General features: G+C 70.1%; 12 protein-coding genes. 8 read left to right on the plus strand and 4 right to left on the minus strand.

Annotated features, from left to right (window positions below; translation table 11 throughout):
* The first annotated feature begins 25 nt into the window (after window positions 1-25).
* Both EDD92_RS25355 and EDD92_RS25360 read left to right on the plus strand, forming a co-directional pair.
* A complete protein-coding gene (locus EDD92_RS25355; protein WP_123966411.1) occupies window positions 26-478 on the plus strand; it encodes a hypothetical protein in 453 nt (150 codons plus the stop codon).
* Window positions 479-512: 34 nt separating this feature from the next.
* Window positions 513-1070 (plus strand): hypothetical protein, encoded by a 558-nt coding sequence (locus tag EDD92_RS25360; protein ID WP_123966412.1) that lies wholly within the window; start codon window positions 513-515, stop codon window positions 1068-1070.
* A 29-nt stretch (window positions 1071-1099) separates the two neighbouring features.
* Here the strand turns inward: EDD92_RS25360 and EDD92_RS25365 are convergent, their stop codons facing one another.
* Both EDD92_RS25365 and EDD92_RS51340 read right to left on the minus strand, forming a co-directional pair.
* Window positions 1100-2938 (minus strand): serine/threonine-protein kinase, encoded by a 1839-nt coding sequence (locus EDD92_RS25365; RefSeq protein ID WP_260326742.1) that lies wholly within the window; start codon window positions 2936-2938, stop codon window positions 1100-1102.
* The gene (locus EDD92_RS51340; protein WP_260326743.1) at window positions 2935-4359 is read right to left on the minus strand and encodes a tol-pal system YbgF family protein; all 1425 of its coding nucleotides are present in this window, start codon (window positions 4357-4359) and stop codon (window positions 2935-2937) included. Before EDD92_RS51340 ends, EDD92_RS25365 begins: the two co-directional genes overlap by 4 nt.
* 250 nt (window positions 4360-4609) lie before the next feature.
* On the opposite strand from EDD92_RS51340, the gene EDD92_RS25370 reads away from it, so the two are divergent.
* Both EDD92_RS25370 and EDD92_RS25375 read left to right on the plus strand, forming a co-directional pair.
* Window positions 4610-6565, plus strand: a complete 1956-nt coding sequence (locus tag EDD92_RS25370; protein WP_123966413.1) for a serine/threonine-protein kinase — start codon at window positions 4610-4612, stop codon at window positions 6563-6565.
* Between the two features lies 1 nt (window position 6566).
* A complete protein-coding gene (locus tag EDD92_RS25375; protein WP_234341683.1) occupies window positions 6567-7394 on the plus strand; it encodes an FHA domain-containing protein in 828 nt (275 codons plus the stop codon).
* 5 nt (window positions 7395-7399) lie between these two features.
* On the opposite strand, the gene EDD92_RS25380 is transcribed toward EDD92_RS25375, so the two are convergent.
* Window positions 7400-7858, minus strand: a complete 459-nt coding sequence (locus tag EDD92_RS25380) for a hypothetical protein (RefSeq protein ID WP_030942076.1) — start codon at window positions 7856-7858, stop codon at window positions 7400-7402.
* Window positions 7855-8328, minus strand: coding sequence for a hypothetical protein (locus tag EDD92_RS25385; protein ID WP_030942078.1), 474 nt, complete (start codon window positions 8326-8328; stop codon window positions 7855-7857). Before EDD92_RS25385 ends, EDD92_RS25380 begins: the two co-directional genes overlap by 4 nt.
* Window positions 8329-9924: 1596 nt before the next feature.
* Here EDD92_RS25385 and EDD92_RS52150 point away from each other — a divergent pair.
* From EDD92_RS52150 to EDD92_RS25410, 4 genes are all read left to right on the plus strand, one after another.
* Window positions 9925-12891 carry a winged helix-turn-helix domain-containing protein gene (locus EDD92_RS52150; protein ID WP_311736779.1) on the plus strand — a complete coding sequence of 989 codons (2967 nt, stop codon included), beginning with the start codon at window positions 9925-9927 and terminating at the stop codon, window positions 12889-12891.
* A gap of 822 nt (window positions 12892-13713) precedes the next feature.
* Window positions 13714-14367: a hypothetical protein gene (locus EDD92_RS25400; RefSeq protein WP_123966414.1), complete on the plus strand. Its 654-nt coding sequence runs from the start codon at window positions 13714-13716 to the stop codon at window positions 14365-14367.
* A gap of 112 nt (window positions 14368-14479) precedes the next feature.
* Window positions 14480-14875 (plus strand): barstar family protein, encoded by a 396-nt coding sequence (locus tag EDD92_RS25405; protein WP_123966415.1) that lies wholly within the window; start codon window positions 14480-14482, stop codon window positions 14873-14875.
* A 226-nt stretch (window positions 14876-15101) separates the two neighbouring features.
* Window positions 15102-16283, plus strand: a complete 1182-nt coding sequence (locus EDD92_RS25410) for a hypothetical protein (protein WP_123966416.1) — start codon at window positions 15102-15104, stop codon at window positions 16281-16283.
* The last annotated feature ends 4 nt before the right edge of the window (window positions 16284-16287 follow it).

The raw sequence follows: 16287 nt of genomic DNA on the forward strand, positions 1-16287 counted from the left end.
GTGCCGGAGATACCTGTGAAGGGGTATGACCATGGGGCAGGTACGCGAGGGTGCACGGTTGGCGGCCTGGGCCGTCAGCGGGGTCATCGGCCTGGCGGTGTTGTACGTGATCGGGGTGCTCGCCTTCGGCGGCGCGGAGTGGATCACCGCCCCGTTCCGCGGTGCGGCGGACAAGCGCGAGAACACCGGCGGCTCGGGCGAGTTCCGGCAGACCACGTACGAGGAGTTCTTCGATCTGTGCGCGGCCGTGCAGAACGCCGAAGGGACGATCCAGGGGCTCCGGGAGGAGCGGGAGGTCGCTTCGGAGACTCGCCTGACGCAGATCGACCAGTCGATCACCGCGCTGAAGGCCACGCGGATCGAGTCGGTCAACACCTACAACGCGAAGGCCGCCCAGGAGCACCGCGCACCCTTCCGCGACAAGGATCTGCCGTACCGGCTGGATGCCGGAGCCGAGCGCACGACGTGCACCAACTGATCCCCATCTCATCCCGGGAAGAGGGCAGCACCGCATGAAGAAGTTCGCACGCATGGCCCTGGCCACCGTTGTCGCGCTCGTTGTGGGCCTTGCCCTGACGTCCTGCACCGGCGACTCCGGCCAGGACAAGGAGAACAAGGCCAAGCAGGACAACTACGACCGTCTCGTGGCCCAGCAGCCGGCGGGCCGCATGGAGTACTCGCCGACCCGCGAAGCGATCAACCAGTGGATCAGGACGTGGGGGAAGCGGGGCAAACTCTCATACGTCTACATCCAGAACGCCAAGGGCGAGTACGGGTACTTCATCATGAAGGGCCTGCCGGTGCCGCGCTGCAAGATGCTCACTCCGACGGAGAGGGTGGAGTCCTCCTCCAACGGCGTCGCAGTCCTCGCGCAGCCCGGCATGGACGGCACGTATTCGTCGGGTTCCACCTGCAACGCCTACTACGGTTTCGATGCCACGACGGGCGTGTACATGGAATTCACGGTCGGCACGAACCAGTCGTTCTTCCTGTTCGACAAGCCAATGACGATGCCGGAGTACGCCAGTGCCAAGCAATTGGGGCCGACCTCGGTGAAGGACGTCGGGTAGCAATATGGCGCCGGTGATCCTGCTGGTAGTCAGTACGCCGACTTCAGCGTTCCGCCGGGGAGTTTCTTCCCGTCCTCCCGGCCCACGCCGCACAGCACCCACCGGAACCCGGCGTCCCACTCCTCGTCCGAGGAGTACCAGCCCCACATGTCGTGTCCCTGGCCACGGGCCCAGTTGACGCCGTACTTCTCGTCGCAGAGGTCTCCCGCGTCGACACTGTCCGCCGAGCCGTCGCCCGAGGCCCGGGTCCAGCCCACCATTTGCTGGTCGTGCGGTCCGTCGCAGTTCACCAAGGTCTTGGTGTACGTGTCGTCCTCGTCCTTCCGCGTGTCGACGCAGTCACCCGGACCCAGCTGTGTGACGTACACCTCGTTGCCGAACTTGCGGAAGTCGCCGAGCGGGCCGCCCGCGGTGGCGTTCCTCAGCAAGAGCAGGCAGGCCGAGGGCGGCGGTTCGCTCTGCCCGGGCCCGGGCGTGAGGACGTACAGCACCGGGTCCGCCATGGTCGCCCGCAGCCTGGCGGTGCGCCGGGTGCACTCGTCCCGCGCCGCCCGCGTGCCGTCGGCTGCGACGGTCGTGATGACCTGGCCGTCGGGATTGTCGTCGTAGCAGTCGACGACCTTCACCTTGGGCAGCTCCTTGAACTTCCCGTCCTTCCCGTCGGCGTCGACGCACTGTCCCGGTGTGAGCTCCTCGCGCAGCCCCGCCTGCCGGCCGTACGGGTACGCGTTTCGGGTCACGGTCGGGGAAGGGCTCGCGGCCACCTTCGTACCGACCTCCGGCCCCTTCACCCCGGCCTTCTCCGCCGGGTGCGTGGCGGCGCCCAGCGCGAATCCGCCGGCCCCCACCAGCACGGCAACGAGCGTCAGCAGTAAGGACGTTCGCCGGCCGAGCGACCCGCGAGCGGCGGCCGAGGTGCTCCCGGAGCCGGTCGCGGCGGCGGGATCGGCGCCGGATCCGGTCCTCTCCCGGGCGGTTCCGGGAAGCGCGGGCAGCGGCGTACGAGGGGTCCCGGTTCCCCCGGCCTCCGCGAGCAGCTCACGCGCTCGCTCCACCCGCGTACGCTCCGCCGGATCCTTGGCCAGCAGCCCCATGATCACGCGGCTCAGCGGGTCGCTCGCCCGCTGCGGTACGGCGGGTTCCGCGGTCAGCGCCGCCATGAGGGAGGCGTCGAGCGTGTCCCGCTCGAAGGGGGAGGCGCCCTCGACGGCGAAGTAGAGAGTGGCACCGAGCGAGAACAGGTCGGTCGCTTCCGTCGCTTCGCCGCCGGACAGTCGTTCCGGCGCCAGGTAGCCCGGGGTGCCCACGACCATGCCGCTCCGGGTGACCCGGGTTTCCCGGGGCCACAGCGAGATGCCGTAGTCCGTGAGCAGGACCCGTCGATCGGCGGCTCCGGACGGGTCCGGCGCCAACAGGACGTTGGAGGGCTTCACGTCCCGGTGGATGATGCCGAGCCGGTGCCCGGCGGACAGCGCGTCGAGGGTGGCCACCCCGATCCGGGCCACCTCCTCGCTCGGCAGCGGCCCGCGGTCCTCCACCACGGCCCGCAGATCCCGGGTGCCGGGCAGGTACTCCATCACGATCCACGGGCGGTCGTCGTCCTCCACCACGTCGTACACCGTGATCACGTTCGGGTGCTCGCGCAGCTGCGCCGCCTTCAGCGCCTCCCTGCGCCCGCGGTGGACGGGGTCGTCGCCGGGTCCGTCCGACTCGTACGGAACGGCGATCTCCTTGACCGCGACCCGGACCTGGAGGTCCTCGTCCTCGGCCAGCCACACGTGTCCGCCACCGCCGGAACCCAGCCGCTCCCGGAGCCGGTACCGCCCGGCGATGACCCCGCCGAAGCCACGGTCCGCGCCGCCGCTCACCGGACGACCAGCGGGCGGAAGGCGGAGCGCACATCGGACGTGGACGGGTCGACGTACATCGAGACCGTGTTCTCCGCGGTGAAGATGGTCGAGGGGCAGCTCGTACCGCTGATCTGGATCTTGCGGTCGGCGACCAGCCTTCCGGTGCGCAGCTCGTAGACCTTCACCGGGATCTCGATCTTGTGGAAGCTCACGTACCCGACGGCGCCGGAGGACTCGCTCCGGTACGGGCAGGTCTCGACGGAATCCCCGAAGGTGTCCTCGCCCATGCAGACCACCAGCACCGCGTCGGCGGCATCGTGCGCCTTCCAGGAGCCGGGGAACTGCTTCGGGTAGCCGGAAGCGGTGCCGTTCTCGTCGGAGGCGTAGAACAGCGCGGGGTTGGTGCCTTTGCCCATGGGCTTGGCGCCGCTGTACTTCGCCGGGGCGGCGCAGTACTCGGGCTGGGTGCCGGTCTCTGCGGAGAGCAGGTTGCTGACGTTCGCCAACTCGGCGCTCAGGGTGGCCTTCCTGGCTCCCTTCCGGGCCCGGTCCGCGAGGCCGCTGCCGGGATACCGGTCGAGCAGCCGCTCGTAGTACGTGCGCGCCTCCTCCCAACGGTCGTCCGCCAGGAGGTCGTCACCGCATCCGACGAGCGCCGCGGGCGCGGTCAGCGCGGCCGTGTCGGCGGCCCGGTCCAGTACGTCGTGGCTCCGCCCCCGGTCGCGGAGCCAGTCGGTGACGGCGGCGGTGTCGCAGGGGTCCTTGGCGGGCAGCCTGCCGAGGAATCCGTTCAAGGTCGCTTCGACCGTCTTCTCGTTGCCGCCCTTTGCCAGCACCGAGGCGAGGGTGCCGAAGCCGTCCGCCAGGGCCTCGGTGTCCCCGGTCAGCGCCCTGCTCAGCTCGGCCCGGGCCGTCCGCAGCCGGTCGCACGCCGCTACGGCCTCGTCACCGCGGGCGGTGAGCGGGGCGTCGGCGACGCGGTGCCCGAACCACACCCTGTCCTGGGCCGTCGACACCCGTGCGCAGTCGCCGCTTTCGCGCGCCTCGGTGACGCTGCGACCGATCCTGAACGCGTCGAAGCGCAACAGCCCCACCACCAGCAGCACCGGCAGCGTGATGCCGAGCGCGACCAGGCGCTGTCTGCGCGCCGTGCCTCGGCCGCCGCCTCCGCGCGCCAGGAACCACCCGTGGACGACCACGGCCGCCCACCACACCAGCACGGCCACCTCGTACGACCGCGAGGCGGTCGTGACGAGCATGAAGACGAGTACGGCGCTGCCGGCCACGGCGGCGAGGGCGAGCCGGCGTCGCCGCAGCATCAGATAGCCGACGCCGAGGAGCGAGGCATTGCCCAGGGCGGCGGCCACCGGGTCGGGTGCCCGGGGGTCCTCGGGGGCGGAACTCGGCATGGTGGGCAGGGCGTACGTCGGGTCGCTCATCCTGATCTCCCCCGGTCTCGATCACGAACAGGTCCGGTGCCCGCATGGTGCGGCGCCGTTCCCGGGAGGGGTCCCGGGCGACCGCGGACCGGCCGCGCTGTGGGGGTTCTGGGCGACCGTGAACCGGCCGCGCTGTGGGGGTTCTGGACGGGTCCGCGCGAAGTCCGGTGAAAGAGATCACAGCCAGGTGCGGGCTGAGTACACTCCGTCGTCTGGCAGGACCATCGGCGGTGAGGCGAGGGGCGGGGCGGTGCTCGTGACACCGGAGGCCGGGGACAAGATCGCCGGCCGGTACCTCTTGCAGGAGCCCATCGGCAGAGGCGGGATGGGCGTCGTCTGGCTGGCCTGGGACGAGCGGCTCGAACGGCGGGTCGCGGTCAAGTGCGCACGCCTGGACGACGATCGGGCCACGCGACGGCTCATGGGCGAGGCGCGCAACGCCGGGCGGCTGCACCACCCGAACATCGTGGGCGTCTTCGACTTCGTCGACGAGGGCGCCACCTGCTGGATCATCATGGAGTACGTCCCCTCGCGCAGCCTCGCACAGATCCTGACGGAGAGCGGTCCGCTCACGCCCGAGGCCGCCTGCTCGATCGGCTGCCAGATCGCGGCCGCGCTTGCGAAGTCCCACCACGAGGGCGTGGTGCACGGCGATGTGACGCCGGAGAACATCCTCGTCACCGACGAAGGCGTCGCGAGACTGACCGACTTCGGGATCTCGCGGGCGCTGTGGAGCGACGTCACACAGAGCGGGACGAGCAGTGTGCCCGGCAAACCACCGTATCTGGCCCCGGAGTTGGCCAAGGGGCTGCCCGCGGGCGAGAAGTCCGACGTGTTCTCCCTGGGCGCCTCCCTGTTCATGGCGGTCGAGGGCCGGTCGCCGTACGGCGAGGTCGAACACCCCGCGGCCTACCTGGCCCGGGCCGTCGAGGGACACATCGAGCCCGCGCACCGGGTCGGCCCGCTGGCGGGGCCGCTCACCGCCCTGCTGGAGGTGGAGCCCCGGCGCCGGCCCGACGCCGCCAGGGCGCAGAGGCTGCTGACGCGCGCCGCGCCACCACCCCCGCACATAGCGGAGCTGTTGCACGACAGCCGTGTGCGGGACCTGACGTCCCCAACCCTCCGGCTACGGCGACTCGTCCGCCGGGCGCAGGACTCCACGCCCTTCGGGCCGCAGCCGCAACAGCCCCTGCGCCGACGCCGGTTGGTCATCACGGCGGTGGCGCTGGCCGCGGCGGGCGCGATCACGGCCGGGCTGGTCGTCTTCGGCCCGTGGGCCTCGAAGAACGAGGGAGACGAGGGCGGCCGTACGGGTACGACCGACGCGAAACCCTCGGCCACGTTGCCGGCCGGTGCCATCGGCGACGAGCGTACGGCGGACCCCTGCGGGCTGCTCGACGCCGCCTCGCTGAGCCGCTTCGGCGACACCGTACTCGACCCGGACTACGGGGAGTTCGACCGCTGCGACGTCCTGGTGCGCAACAACAGCGGTGACGACAACGCGGACGTCCAGGTCAACCTCGACTCGGACCGGGACGACTTCGAAGACATCGCATCCACCCACCTCGTCGGCGGCCTCACGGTCGTGACCCTCAAACGGGACGGGAGGGCCTGCGAGCGGGCCGTCCTGACCACCGACGGCAAGCAGATCCGCGTCATCGGGAAGCAACTGGGCGAAGCGGCGCCCGACCCGTGCCAGCTGGCCGACGCCGCCACCGACCACGTGGTCGGCGTGCTGGCCGACGGCCCGGTGCCCCGGCGTTCGTCGCCGCCGCCCGCGAACTCCCTGGCCCGGTTGGACACCTGCACCCTGCTCGACGCCACCGCGCTCAAGCGGCTGCCCGGCGTCGACGCGGACAACCGGGACCGCGGCTTCGGTTCCTGGAGTTGCGACTGGTCCAGCGACGACGGCACACGCGAGGTCGAGATCCAGTTCAGCCGGGACAACTCGCTGGACTCCGACGACGGAACGGCGGTGGACGTCGCCGGGACGCGGAGCTATTACGTGGCGGACGAGGCCGAGGACGACAGCTGCACCGTACGGACACCGCACCGTACGTACACGGACTCCGTCGGCGACCGCACCGTCGAGCTGCTCCAGCTGACCGTGTACGCGCCGCGGTCGACCGCCGAACTGTGCGACTCCGCCGCGGAGTTCGCGACCGCCGCCGTACAGAACATCGCGAAGCGAGCGCAGGAGCGGTGACATGACCGATGGGGAAACGGCACGGAGTCGGCCCGGAGAGCGGGCCATGCCCGCCCCGGGCGGCCGGCTCCTGCCCGCCACCCATGGGAGCCTCGCCCGTGGCGCGTCCGCACCGCTGCCCGGCACCGTCTTCGCGCTCGCGCTGACCGGCGGTATGACGTTGGGGCCGGGGGAGGGCCGCGAGGTCCTGTTCGGCCGCAACCGCCCCGAGGTGCATGTCTGCCTCGGGGAGGACGACCCGCAGGTCAGCCGCCACCAGGGCACGCTCACGCACCGGGACGGCCGCTGGTGGGTGAGCAACTCCGGGCGGCTGCCGATCCGTTGTGCGGGGGCCCGGCTGCTGTTCCGGGATGAGGAGCCACTGCCGCTCGACACCGGCTACACCCCGCTGTTCGTCGGCGGCTCCCACGGGCGCGAGCACCTGCTGGAGGTCTTCGTCACCGGCCCCGAGGGCGACCGGCCGCAGCCGCGGCACGAGGACGTCACCCGCCCGCCCCGGGTGTGGACGCTCACCGAACAGGAGAAGCTCGCCCTCGTCGTCCTCGGCCGGCGCTACCTGCTGCACGAACCCCGGCCACAGCCGCTGACCTGGCGGCAGACCGCCGCCGAACTCGCCGAGGTGCAGCCCGGTGCCGGCTGGACGGACAAGCGCGTCGAGCACCTGGTCAACGGCGTGCGCACCAAGCTCTCCCGCGACGGGGTGCCCTGGCTGACCCGCGAGGAGCTCGGCGAGCCGGTGGGCAACGCGCTCAACGACCACCTGATCCGGGCCCTGCTGGCGTCGACCACGCTCGTACCGATGGACCTGGCACTGATCGACTCCGCCTGACGCCGTCACCATGGCCGCCGGCGGAAGTACGTGTTGCCTTCGCGACCGTAGAGCAGGGGCACACCCAGGCTGGTCAGGACCACCGCCATCAGGTCCATCACGGCGAACTCCCACCCGTAGGGGGACTCAATGAAGCCCGGCGCCCGGGACCCCTGTCCAACGACGAGCCAGACGGCAGCGGCCGTACCGAGGATCCTGGCTGTCCACCGGCCGCGACGGATGCGTGCGGCGGACCAGATGTAGACGCCGAGGATCGCACTGGCCCCCGGCAGGTCGCCCGGAGCGCTGCTCCCGCTCACCGGCACCCAGAACACCGCGGACGTGATCAACAGCCAGAACGCCACGGTGATCACCCGGGGCCTGCGGGCGTCCACCTCCAGCTCTTCCTCCTCGAACTCCTGGGGCTCCTGGGGCTCCTCGGGCAGGGGTTCCGCCGCACCCGGTTCGTTCGGCGAGCCGGTCACGGGCGTACCTCCCCTGTACGCCGGTGGGCCACGACGACCTTTCCTCCACTCGATACGGAGGTGATGTCGGCCCGCGTGAGGATCACGTCGTCCGAACCGAGCAGGTCGTGGTGATGGCGAAAGTCGTCCAGGCCACCTGAGTGGGTTCTGCCGCGGAAGCCGACGAGCGCCGTGACCGCCTGGCGGGCCGCTCCGCTCGGGGAGCTGTCGGCGTCGGCATCGCGTTGCCGGGCGAACAGTAGGGAGAACAGCAGGTCGGTCGGCATGCCGCGAGAGCCGAAGTTCGCGATCCGATCCGCACTCTTCCCGCCCTCGCCGCCCGACCAGTCGTTCTGCAGGTGGGTCGATCGGACGTACTCCTGGAACAACTCCTTCCGCGGCGTCTGCGGCGCCGCCGCGCCACACGCCGACACCAGTACGGCGACCAGGACCATGTCGGCCGGGAACGCCCCCGAGCGTGCTCGCACCATGCACTTCCCCCTTCACGAGTGTGTCGGGCAATGCCTACCGGCACAGCGTCGGGAGGGGTCCCGGTGGCCCCTCCCGACAGCAAACTCGCACTCCCCGCTTGGGAAGCGACGGCACCTGGACGTGCTCCATGGCTTTGACCTGCGGAAATGCCTTCCTTCCGAGGTGCTCGTGAGGGGGAAGCGTGGACCCGCGCATGTGTCCGTGACGTGGCCTGAGGCGGATTGTCGCCCGACGGATTGCGGATGGGGACGTTCTGCGAACACCTGGCCGTTGTCCCGTGCCAGGCTGACCAACGGCATGACATCACCAGCGGCCTTGATCGCTGCCGCTCCGGCCGGCACGGGTCACGGCTCACTACTGGGCCGGCGCCACCCCCCGGACACGGCCGCCGTGGCACTGCCGGGAGGTGGCCGAACAGGTCGTCTGCCGGATCATCCGGTCACGGGAGACCGCAGACCCTCAGCGGCGGTAACCACCGTCGATTCAAAGCTCTTCTGAAGCCAGGCGTGGGAACAGCAGGCTGAGGACTCAGGTCCGTGAACGCTTCCGGTGCGTCCCACGAAATCCCAGGCCAGCGGCGCGATGTGGAAACCGTCAGTGGCGCCTGCATGGCATCCGCCAAGCGCTCGTGCCCTTCGCATGCCCGACCTCTGCGTGCTCGAAGGGGCAGAATCTGCTGGGGAGCCTTGAGCAATGCATAAACCCCAGGTCGCTGACCTGGGGTTTCAATCTGGAGCGGGTGACGAGAATCGAACTCGCGCTCTCAGCTTGGGAAGCGACGGCGCTTGGGTGGGCGCTACGTGTCTGACCTGGGCAGACGTCATCTCCCTGGGTGGTCGGGCGGGTTGGTTCGCACCGCTGTTGACCGTGGTTTTCCGCTCTTCAGGGCACGCTGTGGGCACGGAGCTCCAAGGGGACCCTTGGTCTGGCCTGTAGCCCCGGACTGGCATGTGGGGGCGGACATTGCTGAGGTGTGCCGTGATGCGGCGTTGCGGCAGCACATGTCCCGCCGCGAGCGGTCTGCTCGTCTACACAGCGCATGGACGTTGTCCGCACCGCATGAGCCAGGACCAACAGGAACCAGGATGGCGGAGCCTCCTTGACCGGACCGCGCCTGCACCAGGCCGGAGTCCCAACGCCGGGCCGACGGGGCGCTCGTCCTGTCGGCCCACGGCCCGAACAGGGCCAGGCGATTGATCACTGGCACGATTCATGTCGCCAATCAATTCTCGGCTGCTTGACAATTGAGTCGGGTGATTTCGAGGGAGGGCTCGGTTCTTCGATCAAAGGCCGACGGATCGTGTGACGGCTCTGTGACTGGTTGTAAGGCGACAACGCCCTATGCGTCGAGTTTGTGAGATGGGCCACGCAAGTCTGTCACCGTCTTTGTCGGTGCAGGTCAACGTGGGGGTGGGCGCCGCATTCGGCTTGCGGCGGGCCCCTGCTTGTTCACGCAGGAGAAACCCGCCTCGTAAATCCTGAGCAGCCCAAGTCCTTCACTACGGCCGACCGCGATCCGACCACGAGGTCGACCGTAAGAGCTCGGCAAGAATTCCAGGAAATTTTCGATCATGGTACGGGGAGACGGGGAGAGCATGCCCAAGGTGATCGCAGAGTGCGGGAATCTGCCCGCCGCCATCACGAGTTTTGTGGGCAGGCGGCAGGAGACCGCTGAGATCCGCAGCCTTCTGGACACACGGCGGTTGGTGACGCTCACGGGCATGGGCGGTGTGGGCAAGACCCGGCTGGCGCTGGAGGTGGCCGCCGCGTCCCGGGAGGAGTTCGCGGACGGGGTGTGGCTGGTGGACCTGGCCCCGGTGACCGACCCGTCGGCGGTGGCAGCCACAGCGGCGGGCGCGCTGCGGGTGCCCGACCTCGGGGCGCTGCCCGTCCTGGACCAGCTCGCGGGTTATCTGGCCGGGCGGCGCGCGCTGCTGGTGCTGGACAACTGCGAGCACCTGGTCGACGCGTGCGCCGCACTGGCCGGAACCCTTCTGTCGGCTGCTCCCGGGCTGTGCATCCTCGCCACGAGCCGGCACACCCTGGGTGTCACGGGTGAGCACGTCTTCGCCCTCGCGCCGCTCGCGCAGGAGGAGGCGGTGGAACTGCTGCAGGACCGGGCCGCTGCGTTGTGGGAGCGATTCCACGGAGGCGAGGCCGGCCACGCCGAGATCGCGCGTCTGTGCGCCGATCTGGACTGTCTGCCGCTGGCGATCGAGCTGGCCGCCTCCCGGCTGCGCACGCTGACCGTCGGCCAGCTGACGGACCGCCTGGAGAACCGCTTCGCCCTGCTCACCGGCGGCAGCCGGACGGCACCGGCCCATCAGCGCACGCTGCGCGGGATGATCGACTGGAGCTACGAGCTGTGCACCCCGGCCGAGCGGCTGCTGTGGAACCGCCTGACCGTCTTCGCCGGCGGGTTCAGCCTGGAGGCCGCCGAGGATGTCTGCTGTGGGGAGGGGATCGCCGAGGCCGAGGTGCTGGACCTCCTGGACCGGCTGGTCGCCCAGTCGGTCGTCCTGACCTGCGAGGCGAGTGGCCGACGGCGTTACCGGCTGCTGGCGAGCATCCGGGAGTACGGCAGGGAGCGGCTTGCGGACTCCGGCGAGCAGGACGCACTGCGCCGACGCCACCGCGACTTCTACCTCGCCCTCGCCCGCCGCATCGACCGGAACTGGTACGGCCCCGGCCAGGTGGAGAACCTGGCCGGGCTGCGTGTGGAGCACCCCAATCTGCTGGCCGCCCTCGACTACGAGGGTGACCCGCGGTCCCGGCTGGCGCTGGTCGCCGCCCTGCGCTGGCACTGGTGCGCGGGCGGGTTCCTCAGTGAGGGGCGCCGCCAGTTCGAGCGGGTGCTCGCCGCGGCGCCCGAGCCCAGCCCGGAGCGCGCCCGCGCGCTGCTGGTCGCCGTCTGGGTGGCGCAGACGCAGGGCGACCTGGCGACGGCCGACCGCTGGCTGGACGAGGCCGAGGCGCTGGGCGAGCAGTTGGGCGACCAGTGGGTGCGGATCCAGGCGTCGGGCCTGCGCGGGGTGTCCGCGCAGAACCAGGGGCGGCCCAGGGACAGCATCTGCCGGTACGAGGAGGCCCTGGCCGCCATGACAGCGCTGGGTGACGAGTGCGAGGCGGCATCCTGGCGGCTCGCGCTGGCCTTTAGCCAGGCGCATTTCGGTGACCCTCGGGCCGCACAGACCGGTGCGGGGTTCACCGCCGCCGCCCGGGCGAGCGGGGATCGCTGGGGCCGGGCCCTGGTGCTGATGGCCCTGGGCCACGACGCCTGGGCCCGTGGTGACCGCGAGACGACCGAGACCCTGGTCAGGTCCGCACTGGAAGGCATGCGTGGCTTCAACGACTACGCGATGGTCGGGAGGATGCTGGAACTGCTCGCCTGGGCCACCGCCGCCTGCGGCGCTCACGAGCGGGCCGCCCGGCTGCTCGGTCTGGCGGATGCCCTGTGGCACGACGCCGGGAGCTCGATCTGCGCGTTCGGACCACAGATGGCCGAGTGGCACGCCCGCTGCGAGCAAGCCGCGATCGCTGCGCTGGGCGAGGCGTCGTACCGGCAGGCGTTCGCCGAAGGCGGCACACACCGCACCCGCGCACAGGCCGTCGACTTCGCTCTCGCCGTCGACACGGTTTCCGGTGCCGGGCCCGATTGCGGCAGGGACACGACGCACGACACCGGCACCGCATACGACGGTGGCACCGACGCCGACGGTGAGCTCGGTGCCGAAAGCGATATCGGCACCCAGGGCGATCCCGGTACGGGCGCCGACATCGACGCCGACGGTGACATCGACGTCAGGGAGACTGCGCCGAGCTCTGTGCGCCGCCGACACGCGCCTGCCGCCGCGGACACCGAGCCTGCGTCAACCGACGCGGGACCCCGCGTAGGCGACGTACTGCTGGTCGACGGCGACCCGACCGCCAGGGAGAGCGCGCGGCGCATCCTGGAGGCGAGCGGCCACCGGGTGCGTGGCGCCGCCGACGGCGTGATGGGGCTCACCCTGTTCCGTCAGCAGACTCCGGATGTGGCCGTGCTCGCGGGCCGGCTGCCCGGCCTGGACGGGATGAGCCTGGCCGGGCGGATCCGCGAGGAGTCCGCGGTGCCCATCATGCTGATCGCGGACGGCGACGACCCGGCGGACGTGGTGACGTGCCTGGAGGCGGGAGCCGACGACTGCCTGGCCAGGCCGGTCGACGGCACGGTCCTGGTCGCCCGCGTCCGCGCCCTGCTGCGCAGAACCGTCCCCGCGGATCGGCCGTCCGACACCCGTGCGGTCCGGTTCGGAGACTTGGTGTACTGCCCCGTGTCACTTGAGGTGCGCAGGGACGGGGAACCCGTCCACCTGACCACGACCGAGCTGAAGCTGCTGCGGGAGTTCGCCGCTTCGCCCGGCACGGTCCTCACCCGGGACCTGCTCCTGGAGCGGGTGTGGGACTACGCCTGGTCCGGCGACAACCGGGTGGTGGACGTCCATGTGCAGCGGCTGCGCGCCAAGATCGGCCGGGACCGGATCGAGACGGTACGCGGCTTCGGCTACAAGCTCCGCGTGGCCTGAGGGGACACCTGCCCACGAACGGCGCGAAGGTCGCCCTCGCCGCGGCCGGACCCCCGGCTGCCGGTCGAGCTCGGCGCGAGTTCTGGAGGGCTGGTCGGCGGCGGTGAAGGGCGGTCCGGGCCCGGTTGCCGAGCGCCGGGCCGCCTGGCTGTTGGGGAGAACCCCCGAGAGTGCACTCCCACCGCGCCGCTCACCACGCGCGTGCCCTGAGGCATGAGACCTGGGTGGCGAACCAGGTACCCACCACCACGTCGCGACCTGGGCACGGCGGCTGCAGCCGAGCTTGGTCATGATGCTGCCCATGTGGCCGCCGACCGTACGCGGCGACGGCACCAACTGGGCGCGGTGATCTGCCGGTTGGCCATGCCCTCGGCCACCGGCGCGGCGACCTGCCGTTCGCGTCGCCTCAGCGGACTGGACGCGGTGGTGGCCGGGGCGCTCCACCCGCTGCCGGCTACGGGGCGGTGTCCAGAGCGAGGGCGACCAGCGCGGAGATGACAGGGCCTCGTTGATCCGCTCGGTCAGCTCGATGTCGCGGCGCTGCCGTGTTCCGTCGACAGCTCCGGCGCGGGGTTCGCCTGAAGGGCTGCGACATGTGACGGAACGTCAGTCGGTGCGGACCAGAGTCCACGTGCCACCACGCACCGCTTCGGCCGCGGCGCGGACGCTTCTGTAACAGCCGTACGTCAATCGCCCGACGACCACCTGTGATGCGGTCGCCGAACCGTTGCCGGACCACCGAGACATACGGCCGGTCTTCTTGGGCTCGGCCGCGGAACACCCGCCCCGGCCGGAATCCGACACCATCCCAAGGAGACCACCATGTCCTCGACCGAGGCACTTGAGACCCCGAGCGCGAAGCGCTCCCTGTCGTCCCGGCTGCGGGCCCACGCCCGCAAGGCCGCGATCCCGGCCCTGCTGCTCAGCATCACCGTCGGCGGACTCGGCCTGTCCGCCACCGCGCACGCCGCCGACGCCCCCCAGTGCCCCCCCAACGGCGGGGCGGGCACCTGCTCGGCGCCCGGGTCCGGCAAGGGCAAGGCGAAGGTCTCGGGCGACGCGGACCACCCCGGAAGGCTGACTCAGGGAAAGACGCAGGACAAGACCCTGAAGCTCTGGCAGGGCCTCCACTTCCCGGACTGGCACAACGTCGGCGACCGTGACGACTCTTTCCTGACCAACCAGTGGACCGACCAGTTCGGTGTCCGTCACCAGGAGTGGGTCGAGACGGGCGGCCGGTACTGGGACAACGGCAACTCTCTCCGGGACTTCATGAACAGCGGCGGCGCGGGCCCGTCGTCTCGGAACTACGCGGGAACGTTCCAGGAGTACGTCGCGCACCCCTTCGACCACCGGCCCCAGTTCGGTGAGAGGACGGGCTCGGACCGGTTCGTGCGTGCGATCAGCAGCGGCGACACGTGGGTCTCATACGACCACTACAACAGCTTCATCTACCTCGGCAAGTTCTGGTGGTAGGCCACAGGGCCGCCAGGAACCTCCGGTACCCCGGCCGCTGCTAGTCCTCGGGCGTGCCCGCCGGGCAGACCCCGGCGGGCACGCCCGCGCTCCCACCCCCTGGAAGAACGACATGCAGACCATCACGCACAGCATCCGCCCCCTGTCCGCGTCGGAGACGGTCCCCGCGTCGGCCAAGGAGATCCTCGGCACCCGCTGCCGCACCACCATCGGCCTGTTCGCCGAGTGGGCCGGCGTGCTCGGCTTCCCGGACTGGTTCGGCCACAACTGGAACGCGTTCGAGGACTGTCTGCGCACCATGGCAGACGGGTCCGAACCCGTGACGATCGTGCTCCGCAACGCCGCCCTGCTCCTGGAGGACGAGGACGCGAGGCAGCTTGGCATCCTCCTGGACATCCTGGCCGGCAGCGACTTCGGCCTGCTGCTCCTGGACGACTCCGCCTGCGACCTGGGTCAGCTGGCCCGGCGCATGACGGCGGCAGGCTTCACCCCGCCGACGATGCCATAAGACCGAGCACCGCCTGCGCCCTGCCCTCCGGACGGTTCCGCAAGACCGGCTCGCCCCGGCCGCCTCTGGTTACCGGCGCCCGGGAGGTCGGAAACGACCGCCCAAAGGTCATTCGGAAATCTACATCTCCCCCCTGTGAGCCGGCCCGGCGAATCCGGCTGCCGGCTCACCCTGCGTGAAAGAGGGAAAAGTGAGATCCAGAACGCGAACGAAGCGCCTCACAGGGGTGCTGATCACGGCTGCCGTCGCCGTCGTGGCACCACTGGCGATACCCGCATCCTCGGCGACATCCACCGCCTCCTCCGCGGAGCCCGCGCGGCAGCCGAGCCAGGCACAGCTCCAGCAACTGGACAGGGTGGCCAGATCACACAAGGCGCTCGGTGTCTTCGGGGACCCCGAGCAGGGCCATCCGATACTGATGCTTCCGGCCGGGACATCAGCCGCCGAGAAGGCGGAGGTCAAGAAGGAGCTTCCGACCGGCCTGCAGGTCACCGTCAAGATCAGCAAGGTCACGAAGGCCGAGGTGGACAAGGTCTTCAAGACGATCAAGGCGGGCAAGTGGAACAAGGACGCGCGCAAGTACGGCGTCGGCTACACCTATGACGGCGAGAAGGACAAGGTGGTCGTCAACCTTGAGGGCCCCAAGTCCGCCGCGCCCTCACTGGAAGTGCTGAAGCCGGACGCGATCGAAGTGCAGCCCGGCCGTTTCACGCCAGAAAACACGCGCTTCAACGACTACAACCCGTTCTACGGCGGAGGCGCGATCAAAAAGGAGGGCTCTCGCAACAGCCACGACTGTACAGCCGGTTTCGCCATCAGGCACAAGCCCGACGGGCAAAAGCGCATGGTCACGGCGGCGCATTGCTTCTATTGGAACGACAAGATCATGACCGGGGACGGGAAGTATCTCGGTAACGTGACTTCGGTCCACCAATGGCTTGACACCGAAGCCATGACGGGCGCCAACTACACCGGCCGCATCTTCGCCGGCGGCTACAAGGAAAGCGACAGCACCCTCTGGGTCAGCGACTACAGCAACTGGTTCTACTGGGGACGGCAGTTCTGCGTGAGCGGGGCGTCGACCTACAACCACTGCGGCCATCCGGTCTCGTACTCCACCTACGGGTCCTGCTATATATGGCACGGTGCCACGTACTGCGTCGACCCGGCTGACCAGTTCCTCATAGACCGAGGCGGCAACAACGGCTGCGGATGCGGGAAATTCACGGCGCCGGGTGACTCGGGTGCGCCCGTCTTCGAACCGGGGTACCGAGGAGACGACGCGATCATCGGGGGCATGCACCGCGGTGCTGTCTGGAACTACCACGGCCAGGATCGCATGTTGAACGTCAGGGTGAATTCGATCCTCAACAGCGCGAATGCCGAAATCGTGAAGGGCGATTCCTGAGGCG

This window comes from Streptomyces sp. TLI_185 (genome assembly GCF_003814765.1).
GTDB lineage: Bacteria > Actinomycetota > Actinomycetes > Streptomycetales > Streptomycetaceae > Streptomyces.